General features: G+C 31.9%; 18 protein-coding genes. 13 read left to right on the top strand and 5 right to left on the bottom strand.

What is annotated here, in order from left to right; all coding sequences use genetic code 11:
- Positions 1 to 90: 90 nt before the first annotated feature.
- The 7 genes from Q1B37_RS11615 to Q1B37_RS11585 all read left to right on the top strand — a co-directional run bounded on the left by Q1B37_RS11615 (position 91) and on the right by Q1B37_RS11585 (position 7380).
- Positions 91 to 774: a hypothetical protein gene (locus Q1B37_RS11615; protein ID WP_299898811.1), complete on the top strand. Its 684-nt coding sequence runs from the start codon at positions 91 to 93 to the stop codon at positions 772 to 774.
- A complete protein-coding gene (locus tag Q1B37_RS11610) occupies positions 753 to 2633 on the top strand; it encodes a sensor histidine kinase (protein ID WP_299898810.1) in 1881 nt (626 codons plus the stop codon). Before Q1B37_RS11615 ends, Q1B37_RS11610 begins: the two co-directional genes overlap by 22 nt.
- Positions 2630 to 3256 (top strand): response regulator transcription factor, encoded by a 627-nt coding sequence (locus tag Q1B37_RS11605; RefSeq protein WP_299606555.1) that lies wholly within the window; start codon positions 2630 to 2632, stop codon positions 3254 to 3256. Before Q1B37_RS11610 ends, Q1B37_RS11605 begins: the two co-directional genes overlap by 4 nt.
- 107 nt (positions 3257 to 3363) lie before the next feature.
- Entirely contained in the window at positions 3364 to 4599 is a 1236-nt protein-coding gene (locus tag Q1B37_RS11600) for a hypothetical protein (protein ID WP_299898808.1), read from the top strand.
- A gap of 104 nt (positions 4600 to 4703) precedes the next feature.
- Positions 4704 to 5621, top strand: a complete 918-nt coding sequence (locus tag Q1B37_RS11595; RefSeq protein ID WP_299898806.1) for a hypothetical protein — start codon at positions 4704 to 4706, stop codon at positions 5619 to 5621.
- Positions 5622 to 5728: 107 nt separating this feature from the next.
- Positions 5729 to 5926, top strand: a complete 198-nt coding sequence (locus Q1B37_RS11590) for a hypothetical protein (protein ID WP_299606546.1) — start codon at positions 5729 to 5731, stop codon at positions 5924 to 5926.
- A gap of 284 nt (positions 5927 to 6210) precedes the next feature.
- On the top strand, positions 6211 to 7380 hold the full coding sequence (locus Q1B37_RS11585) for a cupin domain-containing protein (protein ID WP_299898804.1): 1170 nt from the start codon (positions 6211 to 6213) through the stop codon (positions 7378 to 7380).
- A 69-nt stretch (positions 7381 to 7449) separates the two neighbouring features.
- Here Q1B37_RS11585 and Q1B37_RS11580 read toward each other — a convergent pair whose 3' ends face one another.
- Complete coding sequence (locus Q1B37_RS11580) at positions 7450 to 9486, bottom strand: dihydrofolate reductase (RefSeq protein WP_299898802.1); 2037 nt, start codon at positions 9484 to 9486, stop codon at positions 7450 to 7452.
- Positions 9487 to 9701: 215 nt separating this feature from the next.
- Here Q1B37_RS11580 and Q1B37_RS11575 point away from each other — a divergent pair, with 215 nt between their 5' ends.
- The 4 genes from Q1B37_RS11575 to Q1B37_RS11560 all read left to right on the top strand — a co-directional run bounded on the left by Q1B37_RS11575 (position 9702) and on the right by Q1B37_RS11560 (position 13004).
- A complete protein-coding gene (locus tag Q1B37_RS11575) occupies positions 9702 to 10739 on the top strand; it encodes a GyrI-like domain-containing protein (protein WP_299898800.1) in 1038 nt (345 codons plus the stop codon).
- Between the two features lie 44 nt (positions 10740 to 10783).
- Positions 10784 to 11149: a fluoride efflux transporter CrcB gene (crcB, locus tag Q1B37_RS11570; RefSeq protein WP_299606534.1), complete on the top strand. Its 366-nt coding sequence runs from the start codon at positions 10784 to 10786 to the stop codon at positions 11147 to 11149.
- Between the two features lie 71 nt (positions 11150 to 11220).
- The gene (locus Q1B37_RS11565; RefSeq protein ID WP_299606531.1) at positions 11221 to 11559 is read left to right on the top strand and encodes a P-II family nitrogen regulator; all 339 of its coding nucleotides are present in this window, start codon (positions 11221 to 11223) and stop codon (positions 11557 to 11559) included.
- 314 nt (positions 11560 to 11873) lie between these two features.
- The gene (locus Q1B37_RS11560) at positions 11874 to 13004 is read left to right on the top strand and encodes a porin (RefSeq protein WP_299898798.1); all 1131 of its coding nucleotides are present in this window, start codon (positions 11874 to 11876) and stop codon (positions 13002 to 13004) included.
- Positions 13005 to 13088: 84 nt separating this feature from the next.
- On the opposite strand, the gene Q1B37_RS11555 is transcribed toward Q1B37_RS11560, so the two are convergent.
- Complete coding sequence (locus Q1B37_RS11555) at positions 13089 to 14600, bottom strand: M12 family metallopeptidase (RefSeq protein WP_299898796.1); 1512 nt, start codon at positions 14598 to 14600, stop codon at positions 13089 to 13091.
- A 91-nt stretch (positions 14601 to 14691) separates the two neighbouring features.
- Complete coding sequence (locus Q1B37_RS11550; protein ID WP_299898795.1) at positions 14692 to 15306, bottom strand: DUF1684 domain-containing protein; 615 nt, start codon at positions 15304 to 15306, stop codon at positions 14692 to 14694.
- 127 nt (positions 15307 to 15433) lie between these two features.
- On the opposite strand from Q1B37_RS11550, the gene Q1B37_RS11545 reads away from it, so the two are divergent.
- Entirely contained in the window at positions 15434 to 16660 is a 1227-nt protein-coding gene (locus Q1B37_RS11545) for an MFS transporter (protein WP_299898794.1), read from the top strand.
- Positions 16661 to 16742: 82 nt separating this feature from the next.
- Entirely contained in the window at positions 16743 to 17504 is a 762-nt protein-coding gene (locus tag Q1B37_RS11540) for a DJ-1/PfpI family protein (protein WP_299898793.1), read from the top strand.
- Between the two features lie 725 nt (positions 17505 to 18229).
- Here Q1B37_RS11540 and Q1B37_RS11535 read toward each other — a convergent pair.
- Entirely contained in the window at positions 18230 to 19645 is a 1416-nt protein-coding gene (locus Q1B37_RS11535; protein WP_299898792.1) for a hypothetical protein, read from the bottom strand.
- An 84-nt stretch (positions 19646 to 19729) separates the two neighbouring features.
- On the bottom strand, positions 19730 to 20548 hold the full coding sequence (locus tag Q1B37_RS11530; protein ID WP_299898790.1) for a mechanosensitive ion channel family protein: 819 nt from the start codon (positions 20546 to 20548) through the stop codon (positions 19730 to 19732).
- Positions 20549 to 20553 lie beyond the last annotated feature (5 nt).

Below are 20553 nucleotides of genomic sequence, written 5' to 3'. Positions count from 1 at the left end.
ATTTTAGAAAAATACCGGGTATTGGGTATGGGAATAACTGTGGGTTTTAAAGAGATTTGGAGTAACTAAATAACCTAAAAACATAATAATATGAGTTTTGAACTTTCAGGCACAGTTAACTTACTAGAAAATAATTCTATTAAAGACCTGAACAAAAAGAATAGCGATGATACCATATTATCATCCAGATATCAATTTGTATATGCTAGTCAGCTTTACAATACTTTTTTTGGAATTTTTGCAAGATTTGAAACATCAAATCTTAATCATGAAAATAAATTATGTAATGTTGATGCCGCAGAATTTATTTTGGTTAATTATTCTGGTCAAATAAATTTAGGCATAAAATCGATTGATAATATAAAGTTAGATGAATATTCAGTCCCTGCTTACGATGGTATGCCTACGGAATTAAAATGCTTAAATTTTGATATAACAATAAAAGGTCTGGAGAAAGGGTTTAAACCTGAACCAAAAATATTTGACAAACCGATAACTTTGAGCACAAAAGAGGAGATTTACATAAGAATAAATAGAAAAGTCGCACCGCTTATTGATGGATCAAACCAACCATCATTTTCTGATGTTATTTTTGATACAGAAAAATATAATAGAAGTGGCGTATTTTATAATCAAAAAGCATTATTAGGTAAAAACAACAGTAATTCTGACCAAAGGATTAATTTACCAGACAGCACTCAAATACCTAAAGCACCTTGGGGATCTTGTATTCCTGGATATAATAAAATTGTTTGGACAGACTCTTCATTATAATATTAATATTATCACTAAAAAGTGTTACTCTCTACGGAAATGATTTTGTAGAGAATGACACTTTGGTAAATTTATTCTTCAAAGAAATAAAGAGCTTAAATTTTGAAAATTCAAATAACTTAATCTCTCAGTTTAAGAGAGAAAAAACCAAAGTCATTCTTAACAACATCTCAGATATTGTATATTTTAGGGATAATTATCCAATACAAAACCAAATCAAAATAGATACTATCTCTGATTATCTAACAAATTCCCTTTCTTTTTTAGCATTAGGATATAGAGACTTATATATCAATACAAATAATTCTAAATCCTTCTATTATTTCTCAAAAGCACTTCTAAACGCTAAGAGTACAAACTATATCGAGTTAAAAAAATATTGCATTCTATCAATATTAGAATTTCATCGCCAAGAAATACTACAAAGTAATACTCTTTATGATAAGTATATAGAAGAATACTCAGATATCGCTGATCAACCAATCGACTGGTTTTGGATCAAACTATATGGAGTAATTTTTCATACTAAATCAAAAAAATTAGACCCTAAGTTCTTTACACTTATTAATGAATTAAAAAAAATAGAACTAAAAAATAAAATAAACTCTAAGTTATTATCTAGGTTTAATATCCAAAAAGCATACAAATTTGAAGTACTTAACCAAACTGATTCAGCAAGTTATATTTATAAAAACATCATCAAAATCAATGAAGATCTACCTTTCAATAAACATTTAGTATTTAAATCTCTAATTCGATTATCAGAAATATACTCGAAAAAAAAGAAGTATCAAAAAGCCCTCGATGCTATAGAATACTCCAAAAAATTCCTGAACAAATCTGATTTAGCGAAAAGTAATTTTTATATTTTAAGATATCAATCCAAAAACTTAGAAAAGCTAAAAAGATATGAAGAAGCTTATAGTTCACTACAGAAATCCTTAGAAATTGAATATGATTTAGACTATAGAAGAAATACTTTACAGAATTCAAGTTTAGAAATACAATTACAAACCGCTGAAAAAGAAAAACAGATCCTAATCGAACAGCAAAAAAAGAAACGAAATCAAAACATAGCAATTGGATTAGGCGGTTCTCTTTTTTTGGGAAGTATTATTGCAATTCTTGTATATCGTAACACCAAACGCAAACAACGAATCGCTGAACAACAGCGAGAAATCGAAATTCAAAAAACCGAAAAACTACTTAAAGAACAAGAACTAACGGCTATCGACGCCATGATTTCTGGACAGGAAAAGGAACGACAACGCTTAGCGAATGATCTACATGATAACTTAGGTAGCACCTTAGCGACTGTAAAACTTCATTTCGATCATTTAAAAAACAATAGAAACAATCCTTATGTAGAAAATGTAGAAGAACTTTACAGTAAAACCAATAATTTGCTAGACGAAGCATATCAAAAAGTACGAACTATTGCTCATGAAAAAAATAGTGGAGTTATGGCAAATCAGGGATTGCTTCCAGCAATCAAAAAATTAGCCGCAAAAGCTTCCAATGGAGATCAGCTGCAAATAGAAGTACAAGATTATGGATTAGAGGAACGCTTAGATAATGCCTTAGAAATTTCAATTTTTAGAATGATTCAGGAATTGATTACCAATACCATTAAGCATGCCAATGCCACAGAAATTAATATTTCTCTTACCAACCATGATTCTTTATTAAATATTATCGTAGAGGATAACGGAAAAGGATTCAATGCCAAAGTGTTACCAGAAAAAGATGGAATGGGATTAAAAAGTATCGAGAAACGTATTGAACATCTGGAAGGAACTTTCGAAATTGACTCCACTATAGGAAAAGGAACAAACATCATCATAAACATACCCATATGATCACAGTAGCTATTGCAGAAGATCACCAATCATTAATAGATGGTATTGATTTATTATTAAAATATGAAGAAGGAATCAGTATTGTTGGTATGGCTAATGATGGCGAAGAATTATTATCCATTGTAAGAAGAAAACAACCTAAAGTCGTACTAATGGATATTCGGATGCCGAAAGTGGATGGTATTGCCGCAACTAAAATCATCAAAAAAGAATTACCGCACACCAAAATTATAGCCTTCTCCATGTTTGATCAAGAAGATGCTGTAAGACAAATGGTAACAGCAGGAGCTTCTGGATATTTATTAAAAAATTCCCCTCTAGAAGAAGTACTTACTGCCATATATGAAGTGACTAAAGGAAACACCTATTATGATGCATCTATAGACCCTTCTTTTTTCTCAGAAGACACTACTCAACAGGTAAAAAAACAAGTACTATCTAAAAGCGAACGAGAAATCCTTACACTAATCGGACAGGGAAAAACCTCATCCGAAATCGCTGCTATTCGTTTTAATTCTGTATCCACTGTAGAAACACACCGAAAAAATATCATCCGTAAACTTGGACTCAAAGGAAAAGGAGAATTATTACGCTATGCTATCGAGAAAAAATATGATTTCTAAGGTCTAAGACCTATTGAAAACTGAACAAAATACCCTTTTATGGGTATTTTTTCCCGTGATATTTCGGAATAATTTTAGGAATCATTAACTCCTAATTATTTCAAATCATGAGAACAAAATACATTGTAACCATCGCAATATTATGCCATAATTTCATTGCGATAGCACAGAGCGCTGAAGAAGAAATATCACAACTAGCAGATCAAAACAAAAGTTCATCTGAATTCATAGAACTATTAAAAAACAATTACAATATTGAGAAAAATGAGTACTTCGGAATTTTCAAATTAGTAGATACGACAGGAATTGAATTATATCAAACTGATGTATCAGTAACATCTGAAATAAATTCAGAAACTATAGATATTAAAAAAGTCATTATCGAAATTAAAGATGGTGAAATGTTCAATATCAAAGTTTTCCCTACAAACGATCAAACTTTGTTTTTTTATAACAAATCCCCAACTAATATCTATAGCTTTAATTCTTATAAAAACAAAACTAAACTTTGGAGTAATAAAAAGGAAGGCGTATACATCAAACTCATAGACTTTATCACTTATGATTATCAAAACGGCAAACGATACATCATAGAAAATGAATTAATCAATCTTTCTTCTCACAAAGACTCCACACAACATAAAATTTTTATAAATAATAATTTAAAATCCATCATAGATTTTAGGGTTTATACAGATTTTTTAGGGTTAATAGATGAATCGTCTAATGGTATTGTAAGCTTCGAAGGCAATAGCACATTTTTTCTCAACCCATTTAATCTTGGACGCTTTCACTATTTATTTAAAAAATTTAAAGCAGGAGTTAGCTATTCTAGATTCGACAATGATGATAGAGAAGTTAATCTTCCTGTCATAAATTCCTTAGATCTTATACAAAAATCATCTTTAACTGCAGAAACTGAAATAGATATTTATGAGGTCCGGTTAGGTAAAAAATTTCCTTATAAAATTCTAGCGAAAGCGAAAGGAAGTCTTAGACTCACTGAAACTTCTGAAGAAAACTCAGAAGACTTAGAAAACACTACCACTTTAGGGTTGGGATACGGCACAGAATTGCAAGTTGAACGGTTTTCTAATTTTGGAATAAACGCTTCTATATATTTCAACAGATATCAGAATAACAATATAGTGGAAAACAATATTGTCAATTTCGATACTTTTAGTATTCATTCTGAAGTGTACTTTTTTGTACCACAAAGTGATAACGCATTTTTTTTAAGAATGAAATACGAAGAAGGTCGAAGAGACCTGAATGCTAGTGCTAACTTTTTTAATATTCAGTTTGGTTATAAAGCCGAAATAAATTTCGCAAAGAATGATTAACGATAAAAAACGAAGTAGCGACAACATCAAAATACCCTATTACGGGTATTTTTTTGTGCTTGTTCGAAAGGTAGTTTTGGTATAAACAAAAAACACCTTTTCAAATGAAAAATTTTTATGCACTTACACTTATTGGAATACTATTTTGCTACAGCTGTAGCGAAGACAACGGAGATTCCGGAAATTCTGGTATTTCTGATCCTGCTCAAATTGCTAACCTAATGAATGACAATTTGATATTACCTGCCGGATCATTTACCGTTGATCCTAGCACTGTTGGAATTGATGAATCTATTACCATAGGAACTGGATCCTCTAATATCGTTCCCATTGCTTCTGGGCAATCTATGACAAATGCAATATCTTTTAACGCTCCCAATGGCAATGTCAATGCTGTGGGTATGCGCTTTGGAACCACGGGTCCTATTTATTTTGTTCCAATCAATACTAATGGAGCTACAGCAGGTACAGGAAACTTTGACTTTTTAATTAATCAAGGAATTTGTGCCGATCTTTCGCAAGTATGTCATGATATCAAATGTTATGAATTTGCCCAAACATCGTCCGGAAATATTTCTCGAGCAAATATTAGGGATGTAGCTATGCTCTGCGGAAATTGCGATGAACCATCTTGTCAAGGTTTGGTAGATGCATCGGATTGCGGCGGACTTGCTGGTGAGGATGGAAGTCCTAGATTTAATCTTACCTGGTCAGGGAGTGCCGATCTAGATCTTTATGTAAGAGACCCTAACGGCGAAACATTATCTTTTAACAATCCACAATCAAATTCGGGTGGAGCTTTAGATGTAGACTGCACCGGAAACTGTGCTGGTGGAAATTCAGAAAACATTACCTGGGCTAATGGCGGTCCTTCTGGAACTTATCAGTTCTACGTAAATATTTTTAGCGGAAGTACTACTTCTTATACAATTACGGTTAGAGACAATGGTAGTACTGTAAATACATTTAATGGAACCATCAGCAGTGGAAACTCCAATACGCTAAGCTATACTAAAAACTGATTTGTTGGGATATTTATAACCAACATCTCCAGAAAATACCTTTAACTGGGTATTTTTTGATGAGTTCGTGGTTTTTAATTTCAACCCAAACTTTAAAATATGTTATTATGACTAAATTGAAACTTTCTGATTTCGAAATCGAAAATGCTTCTAAAAGCTACAATTTTAGAAGGACATTTTACTCAGCTCTCGTAGTATCATCACTCGCCGTAGCAACATCTTGTACCTCGGACAGTGCTGTATGTACAGATAGTAATAGTGGTGATGCAGTTGCTGCAGGAGTTAATTGTGTTGATTCTGATTAATTTAATCATTCAACTCTTAGAGTTATGCCACTATAAAATACCCTTAATTGGGTATTTTTTCATTTTATATTCCAATGTAATTTTATCATAAGACTAAACACAATGTTATGATAAAATCTACAATCTCTAGAGTTATATTGATAAATAGAAAGCGTAGGAAATTGCCGATCAAAATAATTCAGATATTATTACTCATTTGTATGATTCCACTTCACTCCTGCTCTTTTCATTTTACAATGAATATTTAAACACTAATTAATTACTTATCCATAAAAGCCAATACAATGAATTTACAAGAAATATTATATCCTATTACATCCGATGTTTTCTTTAAAGATTATTACGAAAAAAAACATCTAATTATTAAGAATAGAAGCAAACGCTTTTTTGATGATTTGTTATCAGTAAATGATCTTGACACTATATTATTTTCATTAACTAATCATCATCCTGATTTCCGATTAGCTGATCATTCTAAAACTGAAAAACCAGATCCTAAAGAATACACAATTAAGGGATCCGATATTATAGATCCCCTAAAATTTTCTAACGCTTTTGAAAATGGAAGTACCTTAGTAATGTCTGGATTACAAAACAAAATTTATAGTTTGCGAAAACTGACCAATGAGTTAGAAACTTTTTTTAAACATCGTATTCAAACCAATGTTTACCTAACACCAAAAAAGTCACAAGGTTTTTCTACTCATTATGATACGCATGATGTATTTATTTTTCAATTCGAAGGCTCTAAACATTGGCGTATTTATGATGACCCAGTTCCGTTGGCAGATAAAACAACTCCTTTTGATAAGGAAACGTTTGTTCCTGGTAAAGTAATCGATGAATTTACTCTTGAAAAAGGTGATGTATTATACATCCCAAGAGGTATTGTTCACGATGCTTATTGTACCGATGAAAATTCTGGGCATATTACTACCGGAATTGTTGGCAAAACATGGGCAGAACATCTGGCAGAGGTTCTTATAGAAAAATCTAAAAACAACCTACCGTTAAGAAAATTCACGAAATTTCATTTGACAGATGAGAAAGAAAAAAGTAAAGAGCTTGAAGAAATAAAACAGGTTGTTACAGCTCTAATAGAAAATCTGCAACATGACGAAGAGATTTTAGATGATTTCTACAGTAGACAAAAAGCCATTGCGCAAGGACAATTGAATCAAATGATAAACATTGATCAGATTAATGAAAATTCAACCATTAAAATCCGTGAAAAAAATAAATTTAGAATAACATCTCTAGATACTAAAATTGATGTAAAATTTTATGATCTCAAATTATCCATGCCTATCCAATGTGAATCATTTCTGGATAGATTGATTGCCGAAGATCATCCTTTACCTATTCATAAAATTGACTGTAACCTTGATAATGAAAGTAAAGTTTTAGTAACAAAACAATTATCTAAAATTGGAGTACTTGATATTGCTTCTTAAAATGTAGCATTAAAAAACGCCTTCTGAATCTGATCAGAAGGCGTTTTATTTTATACCAAATGTTTTTTACTAATTTACTTCTGGTAAGAATCCAAATGACTTACTATATTCTAACATTTGTGTTACAAAATCCTTGGGCTGTGTAACATTTATTTTAGTAATTTCTCCATTTTCATCCATTTCAGGTACTAAAACAGGATTTACAAAACCACTGTAAGGAGCGGATGTAAATTGCTCATTTCTTTTTAGAACTTCTGCATGAATTGCTTGATCAACTTTTACTCCGTAACCTTCTACTAACTCCTCGGCAGCTTTGAAATCACCCTCAGACTTAATACGTTGTGTTTCACGAAGCAAACGTCCAAAAATTTCACGCAGCTTAGCATAATCATTAATATTATAATATGTTTTCCCCTCTTTACTTACTTTTTCTATTACATTGTCCTTAGTTCCTTGCTCATAAGCCCAAGCACTTACCCATTGACGGTTACGCATATGTGCTTCTTCTACATCATCACCCAAATTAAGACGTATTAATTGCGTCATAAGTCCATTACGGATATAACCATCATATGCTGCTTTTCCAACTTTTTCCCAGTCTTCGACTAATCCCAGCTCTTGTAGTTTAGGATCCATTAGATAATATAGTCCTACTAAATCTGCTCTTCCTTCTTCCATAGTTGAAGCGTAGTTTTTCAGAGTTTCCTTAGTTTCTCCAACACCAGGGTTTAATTGACCAGATGCATGCCCTACCACCTCATGTAAAGCAGTATGTAATTTATCTGCTAATTGTCCGTATTTTTCTTCTAACTCATATTCTTCCTCATCATGCACAAACTCTTTAAGACGTCCTGACCCTCCAGCATTGTTATAGGCATTAATTATATTTCCTAAGGAAACAGATTTAGATCCAACTGCAGCTCTAATCCAATTGGCATTCGGAAGATTCACTCCAATTGGAGTACTTGGTGACGCATCTCCAGCTTCTCCTGCTACTGTAACCACCTTATAAGTTACACCAACAACACTGTCTTTTTTATGTTCATCCATCAATGGAGAATTATCCTCAAACCATTGTGCATTCTCAGATAAAACTGCCATTTTTTTTGACATATCAAAATCCTTTATCTGAACAATAGTTTCATAAGACCCTCTATATCCAAGAGGATCATTATACACTTCTATAAAACTATTGATGTAGTCGATATTTCCTTCAGTAGCTGCTGTCCAAGCAACATTATAATCATCCCAGATTTGTAAATCTCCAGTTTTGTAATACTCGATTAGTAATCCAAGCGCATCACCTTGTGCCTGATTTTCTGCTACCTCTTTTGCTTTTTCTAACCACTTGATAATTTCATCAATTGCTGCACCATACAAACCACCAGATTTATAAACCCTTTCTTTTAATTCTCCATTTTCTTTTACCAATTGAGAATTTAAACCATAAGACAGAGGCTTTTTAGGATCAGGCGATTTCATTTTTCCATAAAAAGAAGTAACATCCTCATTAGTAACACCTGGACCATAAAAATTAACAGCAGATAATGCTACGTTATCTATACCTTTTGCCTGATTCACTTTTTTAGCATCACTATCATCAAAAATAACTGTAAGCGCATCCTCACTCAACTCTGTTTTTGTTGCTTCCAGAAGAGTAGTTAAATACTCCTTACTAAACTCAGGTTTTATTTTATCATTACTATAGTGATGGTGGATACCATTAGAAAACCAAACTCTTTTTAAATAGGTTTCGAAAGAGATCCAATCTTTGCTAGTTTTATCTCCATTATAAGAAGTATATACATTTTCAAGTGCCTTACGAATCTTTAGATTATGACGATAGTTTTGATCCCACATAATATCTCTACCACTCAATCCTGCTTGTGTTAGATAGTATACTAATTTCTGTTCCTTTAATGTAAGATTCTCCCATCCAGGGATCTTATATCTTAAAATCTTAAGGTCGGCAAATTGCTCAACAACATAATCGAACTTCTCCTCTTCAGCTTCTTGCTCGGAAGTTTGTTCGGCTTCTTGTTGATTGATCTGATCCTGAATGCTTGGATCATTTTTACATCCAATTAGCAATAAGCTAATTAGCATAAAATACATTATACGTTTAATTATCATTTGTTTATGTTTATTGTTTCCAGCAAATGTAACGAAATAAAAAAAATCACATTTTTAAGTCACCTACAAAGAACATTTCTATACTTCATTTAGACAATAAAAAAGCATAACACCCTGAAAACCTACACACTAAAAACCATTTTAAAAATTGATTATCTTAGCTACTCAAATTTTCTAAACTAACTAACATGAAAATCATAAAATATTTATTTTTTCTTCTTCTTATTATTGTTGTTGGTGGTGGGGCTTACGTAGCAATGATAGATGGCAAATTTCAATTAGAAGAAAGTAAAGTAATTAATTCTCCTAATGAATTACTTTTTGACACGGTTAATGACTTTAAGACATGGGAACAGTGGAATCCTTGGATGACTGATTCTGATAATCTAATTATTGAATATTCTAATCAAACTAGCGGTGTAGGAGCTTCTTATAGCTGGAAAAGCGAATCGCAAGAAGATGGGGGGATGAAAACTGTAAAATCAGCTCCTTTTTCTAGTATAGATCAAGAGTTAACAATGGTACTACCTGTGGTTGATCAAATTACCAATGATGTTTATTGGAAATTTGAAAAATTGGAAAACAAAAAAACCAAAGTAACTTGGGGAATAAAAGGAGAACAAGGTTTTATGGAAAAGCTATTTTGGATGACTAGAGATAGTACGGTATCCGAAAGTTTAAGACCTATGTATAAAAAAGGCTTAGAAAAACTAGATACCTACACTCAGAAAAAAATGGAAGAATATTCTATTAATGTTGATGGTATAACAGAACACAGAGGCGGTTTTTATATGTATAACGCAACAGCATCTTCGATAGCTGAAATTCCAGAAAAATCAGCACAGATGTTATCTTCGGTTTTAGCATATGTAAGACAGAACAATCTACCGCAAACAGGAATGCCTCTTACAGTCTTTAATGAATATAATGAAGCCTTAGGAACTGCTATTTATTCTTCAGGAGTCCCGGTACGAGAAGAAGTAATAACGCCGGCTGATAGTAATATCTTATGTGGGTCACTCCCACGCCAAAAAGTTGTAAAAGCTACTTTAAAAGGAGATTATAAGAATTTAAAAGAAGCATGGGAAGCTGCCAACCAATATGTACAGAAAAGCGGTTTAGTTCCATTAACTGAATCTCCGGCTTTTGAAGTTTACAGATCAGGTCCAGATTTACAACCTAATCCGGCGGAATGGATAACGGAAATATATATTCCTGTTCAATAAACCCTTTTGACAAAACAGTAAAGGAAAAGTCTAATATTATATAAATGAAACAGATACTGCTCGTGTTTATAGGAGGAGGTACCGGTAGCGTAGCCAGGTTTCTTATAAGTAAATACCTAAATAATGAAACTAACGGAATACCCTATGGGACTTTTACAGCCAATATACTAGGTAGTTTTCTAATCGGTATTATACTTGGGCTTGCTCTAAAGAACAATGTATTATCACAAAATACTGTTCTATTAATTGCCACTGGTTTCTGTGGAGGGTTTACAACATTTTCCACTTTTGCATATGAAAATCATATGCTTCTACGATCCGGAGACTTTGTGAATTTCGCAGTGTATACGCTTGGTTCTTTTGTGATAGGGTTTCTTTTAGTATTTTTAGGTATGTGGATCGTAAAATAACAACTACAATTCTATCAATAATATAAATTTAAAGTATCATTTTTAAATAATAACCAACACCATTATAACCAATGAAAAAAATAGAAGCAATCATTCGTAAATCAAGATTTAAAGAAGTAAGAGATGCCTTGCATGATATAGAGGTAAACTTTTTTACTTATTGGGATGTTACGGGTGTTGGTAATGAAAAAAAAGGCCATTTATACAGAGGTATTAGCTATAGTACTTCTGATATCCAAAGAAGATATCTATCGGTAGTTGTCTCAGATGAATTTGCAGAAAAGACAATACAAACCATAATTGATGCTGCAAAAACTGGAGAAATCGGAGATGGAAAGGTATTCATTTCGGAAATACAAAATACCTATAGAATTCGAACTGGCGAGCATGGTAATCAAGCTTTGAATTAAGAAAATCCTGACTAATAAAAAGAGCTTATCAGAACTTGATAAGCTCTTTTTTTATTATATCCTCATTAACTTTTATATAACTTAATTTAACAATTAGTGAAGATTATTTACTTATTTAACATCTTTACAAAAAACTACACTTTCAAATTCTTAAAAAATCGACCTACAAACGATAATGTCTAATTTTTTAGGGGCATAAAATAGTAAAAACGTAAAAATAGGGGTGGATACCCCTTTTTTTATTGGGATAAATTTGTTTTAACATAGTTTTACAGCTCCAATTAAAAACAAATTAATACCAATTAATGTTTATTATGAAAACAAAAACCGTAACAACACTTTTTAAAAAAGTATGTCTTTTTTCTCTAGCGCTTATTAGTTTTTCTGCAATCGCACAGGAAGAAGAAAAAAAATGGTTCGATAATTTTTCTGTTAATGGATCTGTAGATGGATATTTCAGATATAATTTTGGGGCACAAAACGACAATTCTACAGCACCTGCTACTTCTTTTGCTAATCAATCTGGATTTGCATTAGGTATGGCTAATTTAATCGTGGGTTATGAAGGTGAGAAAGTAGGATTTGTAGCAGATCTTGTTTTTGGTCCTAGAGGAACAGATGCGACTTTTGCCTCTGGTTTTTTTGATGCTGGTGGAAACAGAGTCGGGGATGCCACTGCGAACGTTATTAACCAATTATATGCATACTGGAACGTAACTGAAAAATTCAAACTTACTTTTGGTAACTTTAATACTTTTCTTGGGTATGAAGTAATTTCTCCAACTGGAAATTTCAACTACTCTACTTCCTACATGTTCTCTTATGGTCCATTCTCTCACACTGGGTTAAAAGCCGATTTTGCTTTAAGCGACAAGTGGTCTGCGATGGTAGCCATTATGAACCCTACGGATTTTACAGAAAATAATCCTTTTGACACATACATTTTTGGAGCACAAGTAGGTTATGCTGTAGATAACGGAAGTGCATATCTTAACTTTAGATATGGAAACGAAGGCGAACCAGGATTAGTAGGTCCTACTTTTCAAGTTGATCTAACAACAGGATGGGATCTTTCTGAGAAATTTTATTTAGGAGTTAATACCACTTATTTAACTACGGAAGATCAAGGAGATGCTGATGCATCAGGATTCTACGGAGTTGCTTTATATCCACAAGTAAAAGCTACTGATAATTTCAGCATTGGATTAAGAGGTGAATATTTTTCAGTATTTAACGGTGGTTTAGTTGATGTAGTAGGTTTAGATGGAGAAGGTGATGGTAGTGTTATTGCTGCTACGCTTACAGGAAGTTATGATATTGGAGACCTAACTCTTAAGCCTGAATTAAGATTAGATTCTACATCTGAAGATTTCTTCACTGACAATGATGGAGACGCAACAAAAAGCCTTTCTTCTTTTGTTCTCGGAGCAATCTATAAGTTTTAATATATTATAGTTTAATATATTGTTTGTTTATGCAAAAAGCACTCTGATATCAGAGTGCTTTTTTATTCAATAAATATTAAGTCATTAAGGTTTCAAAATTGCACCATCCATATCTGTGTCAATATTACCACCAGTGCCAGGTTGTTTAACCAATAAATTAGCTGTTCGACTATATCTAAAAACATGATTAAAAGTATTATTTCTAGCTATAGTTGACACAAAAACATTGTCTCCAGAACAACCAATATCTACAAATTTCTTAAAATTCACATTATCAATTGAAGCTACTGCAGTATACTGCCCATTAACAATAGTAACTATTGAATTGGAGTTTATAATCCATGGAATACCTTGACTATCCACACTTATTCTTGAACCTGAAACAGGTTCTTTAGCCCAAACATTATTTCTTATTCTTCTAAAAACTGAGGTCGTTCGAGTATTAGTTGCAATACAATAAACGTTTCCTCCACCTTCAGCAATATCCAACTTTGTATATCGTGAGAATTTTCCAGTTCCAAAAATAAATGATTCTAATGTAGTTAAAATTTCACCATCTCGAGAAATATCTACAGAAGGTCTCAGAGTATTTCTATATCTGTTTTGTAAAACTCCGTTCCTATAAATTTCTAAAAACCTACCATTTCTTCTTGCGTAGCATACATCACCTCTATCATTTGCTCCCACATCATAAGAACCTGAATTACCAACTGATCTAATTGCAACAGGATACATATCCCTTAATACCTCGATATCTGTTTGAGACAAATTATTCCTATTTATATTGTAAAAAGTTCCATCTCTCCTGGTAATTGTAGCTTCATTTGGGTTGCAATTACAATCTCCATTAGGAAAACAAGCGTTTGCAAAAAAACAAGGACCATAAAGCATTATAGAATTAAAATCAAAAGCTCCATAATTTAGTGCCGGTTTCACATCAAATTGACTTCTCCTACCATTTTGTATGTTTCCATAATTTAGTCTTAATGAGCTATCTCTATCCGGTCGGGATTGTTCATGCCATATCCCTAAGGCATGTAATATTTCATGAATAATATTCCCTCTAGAACACCCATTTGATAATGTTATGTTTTGTCTTCCCCCTTGTTTTCCTAGTTTAGAAGAACATCCTTCTCCAAAAACAAATGCTATATAATCACCTTCTCTCCTCTCATTAAAAACTAAATTGGTTCTATTTTGAATTTGATCAATTGCCCATTCTATATCAGCTCTCCTATTTGGTATTTCGATAGTATAATTTACTAGACTGTTATTCCATCTTCCTGCAAGAGTTCCTGGAGCAGATTTAGAACTAAAATCAGAACTGTTAATGTTCTGCATAAGTTTAATTTGAGTGTCGTTAAGAACAATATCTCCCTCAAACACATTAATTCCTTCTATTTTTTCAAATGAAAATGTTGTCCCATCTCCTCTATCATAAGAAATTACCTTTCCCGATTGATTAGGAAAAGCAAACTCAGTCGCTACGTAATCTTCATTCAAAAAAATAGTTTTGTCATTATCTAAAGAGTCATCATTTTTACAACTAACTAAAAAAAGTGAGACTGCTAAAAACAGTAAAATACTATTATTCATAATTTAGGTTTTAAAGTTAATAAATACCTTATTAAGTGCATTAAAACAAAATTATGTTACTACTCTTTTTTTAATTTAACTTTTTATTAACCTACTTATTTTCTTCTACGGTACTATACTTTTTGACTCCAACTGGAATTTTTAAATCTAGATGATTTTCTTCTGGAGGAATAGGGCAAGAATATCTAGCGCTGTAAGCGCAATAAGGATTATATGCAGTGTTAAAATCGATTATAATTGTATCACCTTCTGGAATAGTAAGATCTATAAAACGTCCTCCATCATACGAACTATCACCATTCGTTAAATCTGTAAAAGGTAAAAAAAGATAATTTTCGTACTCAGGTTGTGTTTTTAATCCTTGATTTTGATAAATATTAAGTTTTTGTTTTTTGTCTTCTAAAACAAATTGAGCTTCACCATATTTCACATAAATTGGTTCTCTATTCGTTGTAGTCTTCATAATAAAAGGAGTTTCATAGGGTGTCCTTACAAACTTTGCTTTTATGCTGTAGTTTGTATCAATTTTGAAGAACTCTAATGCCTTAAATGTTTTAAAGTCCTTTGGTGTTAATGGTGATTTTTCTTCTGAAGCGAACTTCTTATTCAATCCTTCTTGAAAAGCTAATATTTTTTTTATTGCTGTAGAATCTTGAGCCACTAAATGGCTAAAGCATAGCATTAGTAAAAAAGATAATCTATACACTGTCCCCTTATTTTTTGCAAAAGTACAAAGCATTCACAATAAACAAGTTAATATTCTCTAAAATTGTATCCAATTTTTCGACAAAAAGCTACTTTTACGGGTTCTAAACAAATCAACTAACCATATCGTGAAAAAACTGTTTCTAAACTATATAGATACCTTCTCTGGATTATCCAAAGAAGTCTGGTGGTTAGCACTGATAACACTGATCAATAGAATGGGAGCTATGGTCATCCCATTTTTGTCTTTATACCTTTCTGATGATTTATGTTTTACACTACAAGAAATTGGGTGGGTTATGAGTTGTTATGGTTTAGGCTCTTTATTAGGTGCTTGGATAGGAGGAAAATTAAGTGATCGAATTGGTTATTACAAGGTAATTTTAGGATCTCTATTGCTAACCGGGATTTCTTTCTTCGTTGTGCAGTATTTCTCAAGCTTTTTGAGTATTTGTATTAGTTTTTTTATTTTAATTACGGTTGCAGATGCCGCAAGACCAGCATTTTTCGTAGCACTTAGTGCATATAGTAAACCAGAAAACAAAACTCGATCATTAACATTTATAAGACTTGCGATAAACCTTGGATTTTCTATGGCTCCAGCTCTTGGAGGATTTTTAATAGTTACCTTAGGATATTCAGGATTGTTTTGGGTAGATGGAATTACTTGTATCATCGCAGGACTTATTATGATCAAAACTTTACATCCTAAAAAAGCCAGAGTAATTGATAAAGAAATTGTCATAGAAAACCCTACTCCCGCAGCAAGTGATGGAATTTATATGCTATTTCTAATAGCCTTAACATTGTTTGGATTTATTTTTGTTCAATACTTTTCTACCATACCTTTATACTATAAAGAAGTTCATTTTTTATCAGAAAAAAGTATAGGTCTGATACTTGCCATGAATGGAATTCTAATTTTCATTTTCGAAATGCCCCTAATAGCTTATTTAGAATCTACCTCATTATCCAAAATAAAAAATGTAATTCATGGATTTATTCTAACAGGTATAAGTTTCCTGTTATTAGTGATCACTCCTTGGGCTGGGATTGTTATTATAGGTATGATCATAGCTACTGTCGGTGAGATGATTTCATTTCCTTTTGGTAACGCTTTTGCTCTTGACCGTTCTAAAAAAGGAAAACAAGGAGATTATATGGGCTTCTATAGCATGTCATTTTCTTTAGCACATATATTGGGACATAATACAGGAATGCAATTCATTAATAATTTTGGTTATAATAATGCATGGTTATTTATGGGTAGTATTGCCGCTTTAGGAACGTTTTTATTGTTTATTGTGAAATATAAAATTGGAAAAGAAAAAACAGCACTGCATGAAAAAACTTAATTACCAATAAAACCAGTAGATTCAATATTTTTAAACCACAATATCATTAAAGAATACATAAAATAAAATATAATTTATTCCTATGAAGTACTTAATTCATATCTTGTTAATTATCATATTATTCAGTTGTAAAACGGACAAGCCCGAACAATCTACATTGGATATGAAAGAACCCAAGGAAACTGCACAAAAACAAAAAACATTTCCAAAATTAGTAGCTAACAGATATAATGTAGGTTTTTTAATTATGGATGGCACCTACAACACGGAATTTACTGCTCCTTTTGATATTTTCCAGCATACGCAGTATCGAGAAAACATCAAACAAATGAATGTGTTTACGGTTGCTAATACCGATAAACCTATAACCACTTTTGAAGGTGTAAAGATTATCCCAGATTACAATTATGTGCAAGATTCTATTCCGAGGATTGATATATTAGTAATTCCCAGTGCAGAACATCATCTCGATACAGATCTACAGGATACTACTATGATCAATTTTGTAAGAAAAATAGCTAAAACAGCTTTATATATGACATCCCACTGTGACGGTGCTTTTGTGCTAGCCAAAGCTGGATTATTAACAGATAAAGTTTCTACTACATTCCCAAGCGATATTGATAAAATGAAAAATATGTTTCCTGATCTGGATATCAGAAAAGATATTCTATTCGTACATGATGGAAAGTATATCACTTCTGCTGGTGGTGCTAAAAGTTTTGAGGCTGCCTTGTATTTGTCCGAACATTTATATGGTGCGGAAATAGCAAAATCATTAGCCAAAGGATTGGTAATCGATTGGGATTTGAAAAACATCCCACATTTAGTGATTTCTAAGTAAGCTAAAAAGTGTATAGAAAATATAAAAGCGCTTCCCTCGGGAAACGCTTTCATCAATTTTAGGGCTAATTACGTACTCTCTTTAGCTTCAAGATTTGGGGTCTTTCAGACTAATGTCCTCACACTTAATATGCCCTGATGTATTCCAAACTAATATTTCAAACCTGTATCGTCATACAGCTTAAAAATGTTAATTCTGGCCATACACCGTTATGTTTTTAAGCTTATGTAAATATATTGTAAAAAAATTGTTAATACAAAATTTTTAACGACAAAAAACACAATAATTCGATGAAATACACAAAAACACATGGTTTTATAGATTTTTAATATCTCCCCATTTATTTAAAACAGGGATATTTCTTCTTTTACTTCCTTTTTTTGCTGAAGACAGATATAGTTATAAAACAAAAGCGATCTAAAATAGATCGCTTTCTCTTATGGGTCAAATTACGTACTCTCTTTAGTTTTTAGATTTGGGGTCTTTAGACTAATGTCCTCACACTTAATTCATCCCAATGTGTATTCCAAATTAATATTTCAAATCCATATCGTCATATTTCTTGATATGTTAATTTGTATCATACACATCTTTAATATTTTACGTATTATAAAGATAAACGTTTTTCTACTTCAAAACCGTAATTATCTAAAAAGTTATTAACAAAAATACGATTAAATGTTTATTAAGTACGACGAAATGCACTTTTTACAATGTTTTAAGCACTAATACGAATAGAATTTGGAGGAACCTAAGTACTTTTTAACAATCATATTGTACTCTTTAGAAATTCTAAGAGTCAAAGTTCCTTCTATAGCGTATAAACTGTCCATTTCTTTATATCCCTGTTCCAGCATTTTTTCTAAATAGAATAATGCAGTTTGATTATCCTCATCTCTAGCGCTCAGAGAAATTATATTTTTGTAAGACTTAAAATCCTTTTTATTAATTATAGTACTTAATATATTTAAGAATATTTTTTTATCAATCTCCTTTTTAGTGTCTGACAATTCATTTTTGTAATTAGCTATTACATGAATCAAAAATTTTTGTATTCGCTCTTTCATTGCCTTGGCATACGGTTCATTGTTACTAGAAAGTTTTTCTAATTCCTCCATTTTGTATTGCCACCAACCAAGGTTATCATATTGGTTTGAGGCAGCATCTTCATTTAAAGATATTATGAACGACTGTTTTAAAAGCAATTCTCTATTTCGATATTCATTTCTTTTCCTTCTTTCATTCTTAAATGCTCTTATTTTTTTAAGCTCTTTTTGTTCTCTTTTCAATTCGTCCACATCCAAAAATGAGCTATATAACTTTCGCATTTTGATTAACTCATCATATGCATCCAAATATTTACCTTTCTTCTTAAGTAGCTGCACGTTCTCTTTATCTTTTTTATAATTAGAAGATATCCACAATGAATCATTAGGAATATTTCCTTTGGCCATAGCGTCTAATGTAAAAAAGGGAAAAACTTTATTAATTATATTTTCGGAAGGTAAATTACTATCTCCTCTGTACTCATATAAGACAGTAGTAAGTCCACGTCTCTTTAGATACTGATCAGCATACAAGAAATCCTGATACCTAAAATTTTCATCACTAACTATTCCGAAATATGAGAAATTTTTATTCCTATGCAATTTTTGATCATAGTCATAACTGTCATTAATAGCCAATACACCATTAAACTGCTTATAAAACAAAGGTATCGAAGTATTAAGAGGAGCATCTTTTCCTACTCCAAAAACATACATTCTTTTATTTTTAATCGGAAAAAGTGAAATAATATGTTTTATAAGTAAGGGCATATAAGTCGATTTATCGCTTACACTTTCTTTGTTACCATAGTTGGATACTACTACTACATATCCAAATTCTTCCGCTGCATTTTTAAACAAATGCGTTAGATTACTCATATTTTCGGTACTATCAAAACCAAATAGGATAGGCCATGATTTTTTAAGATCAAAAGATTTTGGTACATATATACTATAAACTCCTTCTGTTTCAGGCACTAATAATGAGTCGGTGACCGCACCCTTTTTAAGTCTTAAGGTATTCTGACTGGACGCAGATGTTACGATACAAATAAATATAAAAAGTGACCAAATTTTGGTAGAAATACATTTCATGTTAGAAAGTTTATGCTATTACATTGGCCACAAAAAAAATGCCATTCCCTGATGTATATTTGTCTTTATCAAAAGAATAACACTTTATGCTCCAATCTTTCCTAACTCCACTCCTTCTGAGTAAGCAACTTGGATATCATGTTCACTAAAAGCCTTCTTAATTTCTTGATGCGTAATAAAGGTTACCTCCCAGAAATCATCGGGCTTTACATAAGGCCGTACAGCAATTAGAATATTATGAGAATCAAAGTTTTCTATTCCTATTTCGGTTTTAGGGGTATCCAAAATTTTATCAATCGGATCAATTGCATTTTCTATTACTCTTTTTACCTTAGAAAAATCTTCGTTATAAGGCATGGTCACAGTAATTTCTAATCGTACAACTCCCCTTTTAGAATAGTTAGCAACTACATCGTCTGTTATTTTAGCATTTGGAATAATTAAAACTTTATCTCCTGGTGTTACTACAATAGTGCTAAAAATACCTATTTCTTGCACTTTTCCAAATGAATCTCCTACCTGTATCCAATCTCCCGCCTCATAAGGTTTTAAGAACATAATTAATATTCCGGAAGCAAAATTTCCTAAACTACCCTGTAAAGACATTCCGATTGCAAATCCAACTGCAGCCAGAATCGCTAATAATCCTGACAGATCTACTCCTAAAATGGTGACAATAGCAAAAACAACAGCTATTTTTAAGATTACCGAGATAATAGACAACAAAAAAGGACGCATAGTATCCGAAATTCCTGTCTTCTCCAGTGTTTTGTCTAATAACTTAAGTAGTTTTTTAATAAGTTTAAAACCGATCCAAAACACTAAAGCAGCCGCAATAATTTTGGGAGCAAAAAAAACAACTTTATCAATTGCTATTTCAAAATATTCCTGTAGTTTTTCCATAGTTA

The sequence above is a fragment of the uncultured Aquimarina sp. genome (genome assembly GCF_947492965.1).
GTDB lineage: Bacteria > Bacteroidota > Bacteroidia > Flavobacteriales > Flavobacteriaceae > Aquimarina.
Note: the sequence above shows the minus strand (reverse complement) of the source record. Positions and strands in the feature narration are given on the sequence as shown.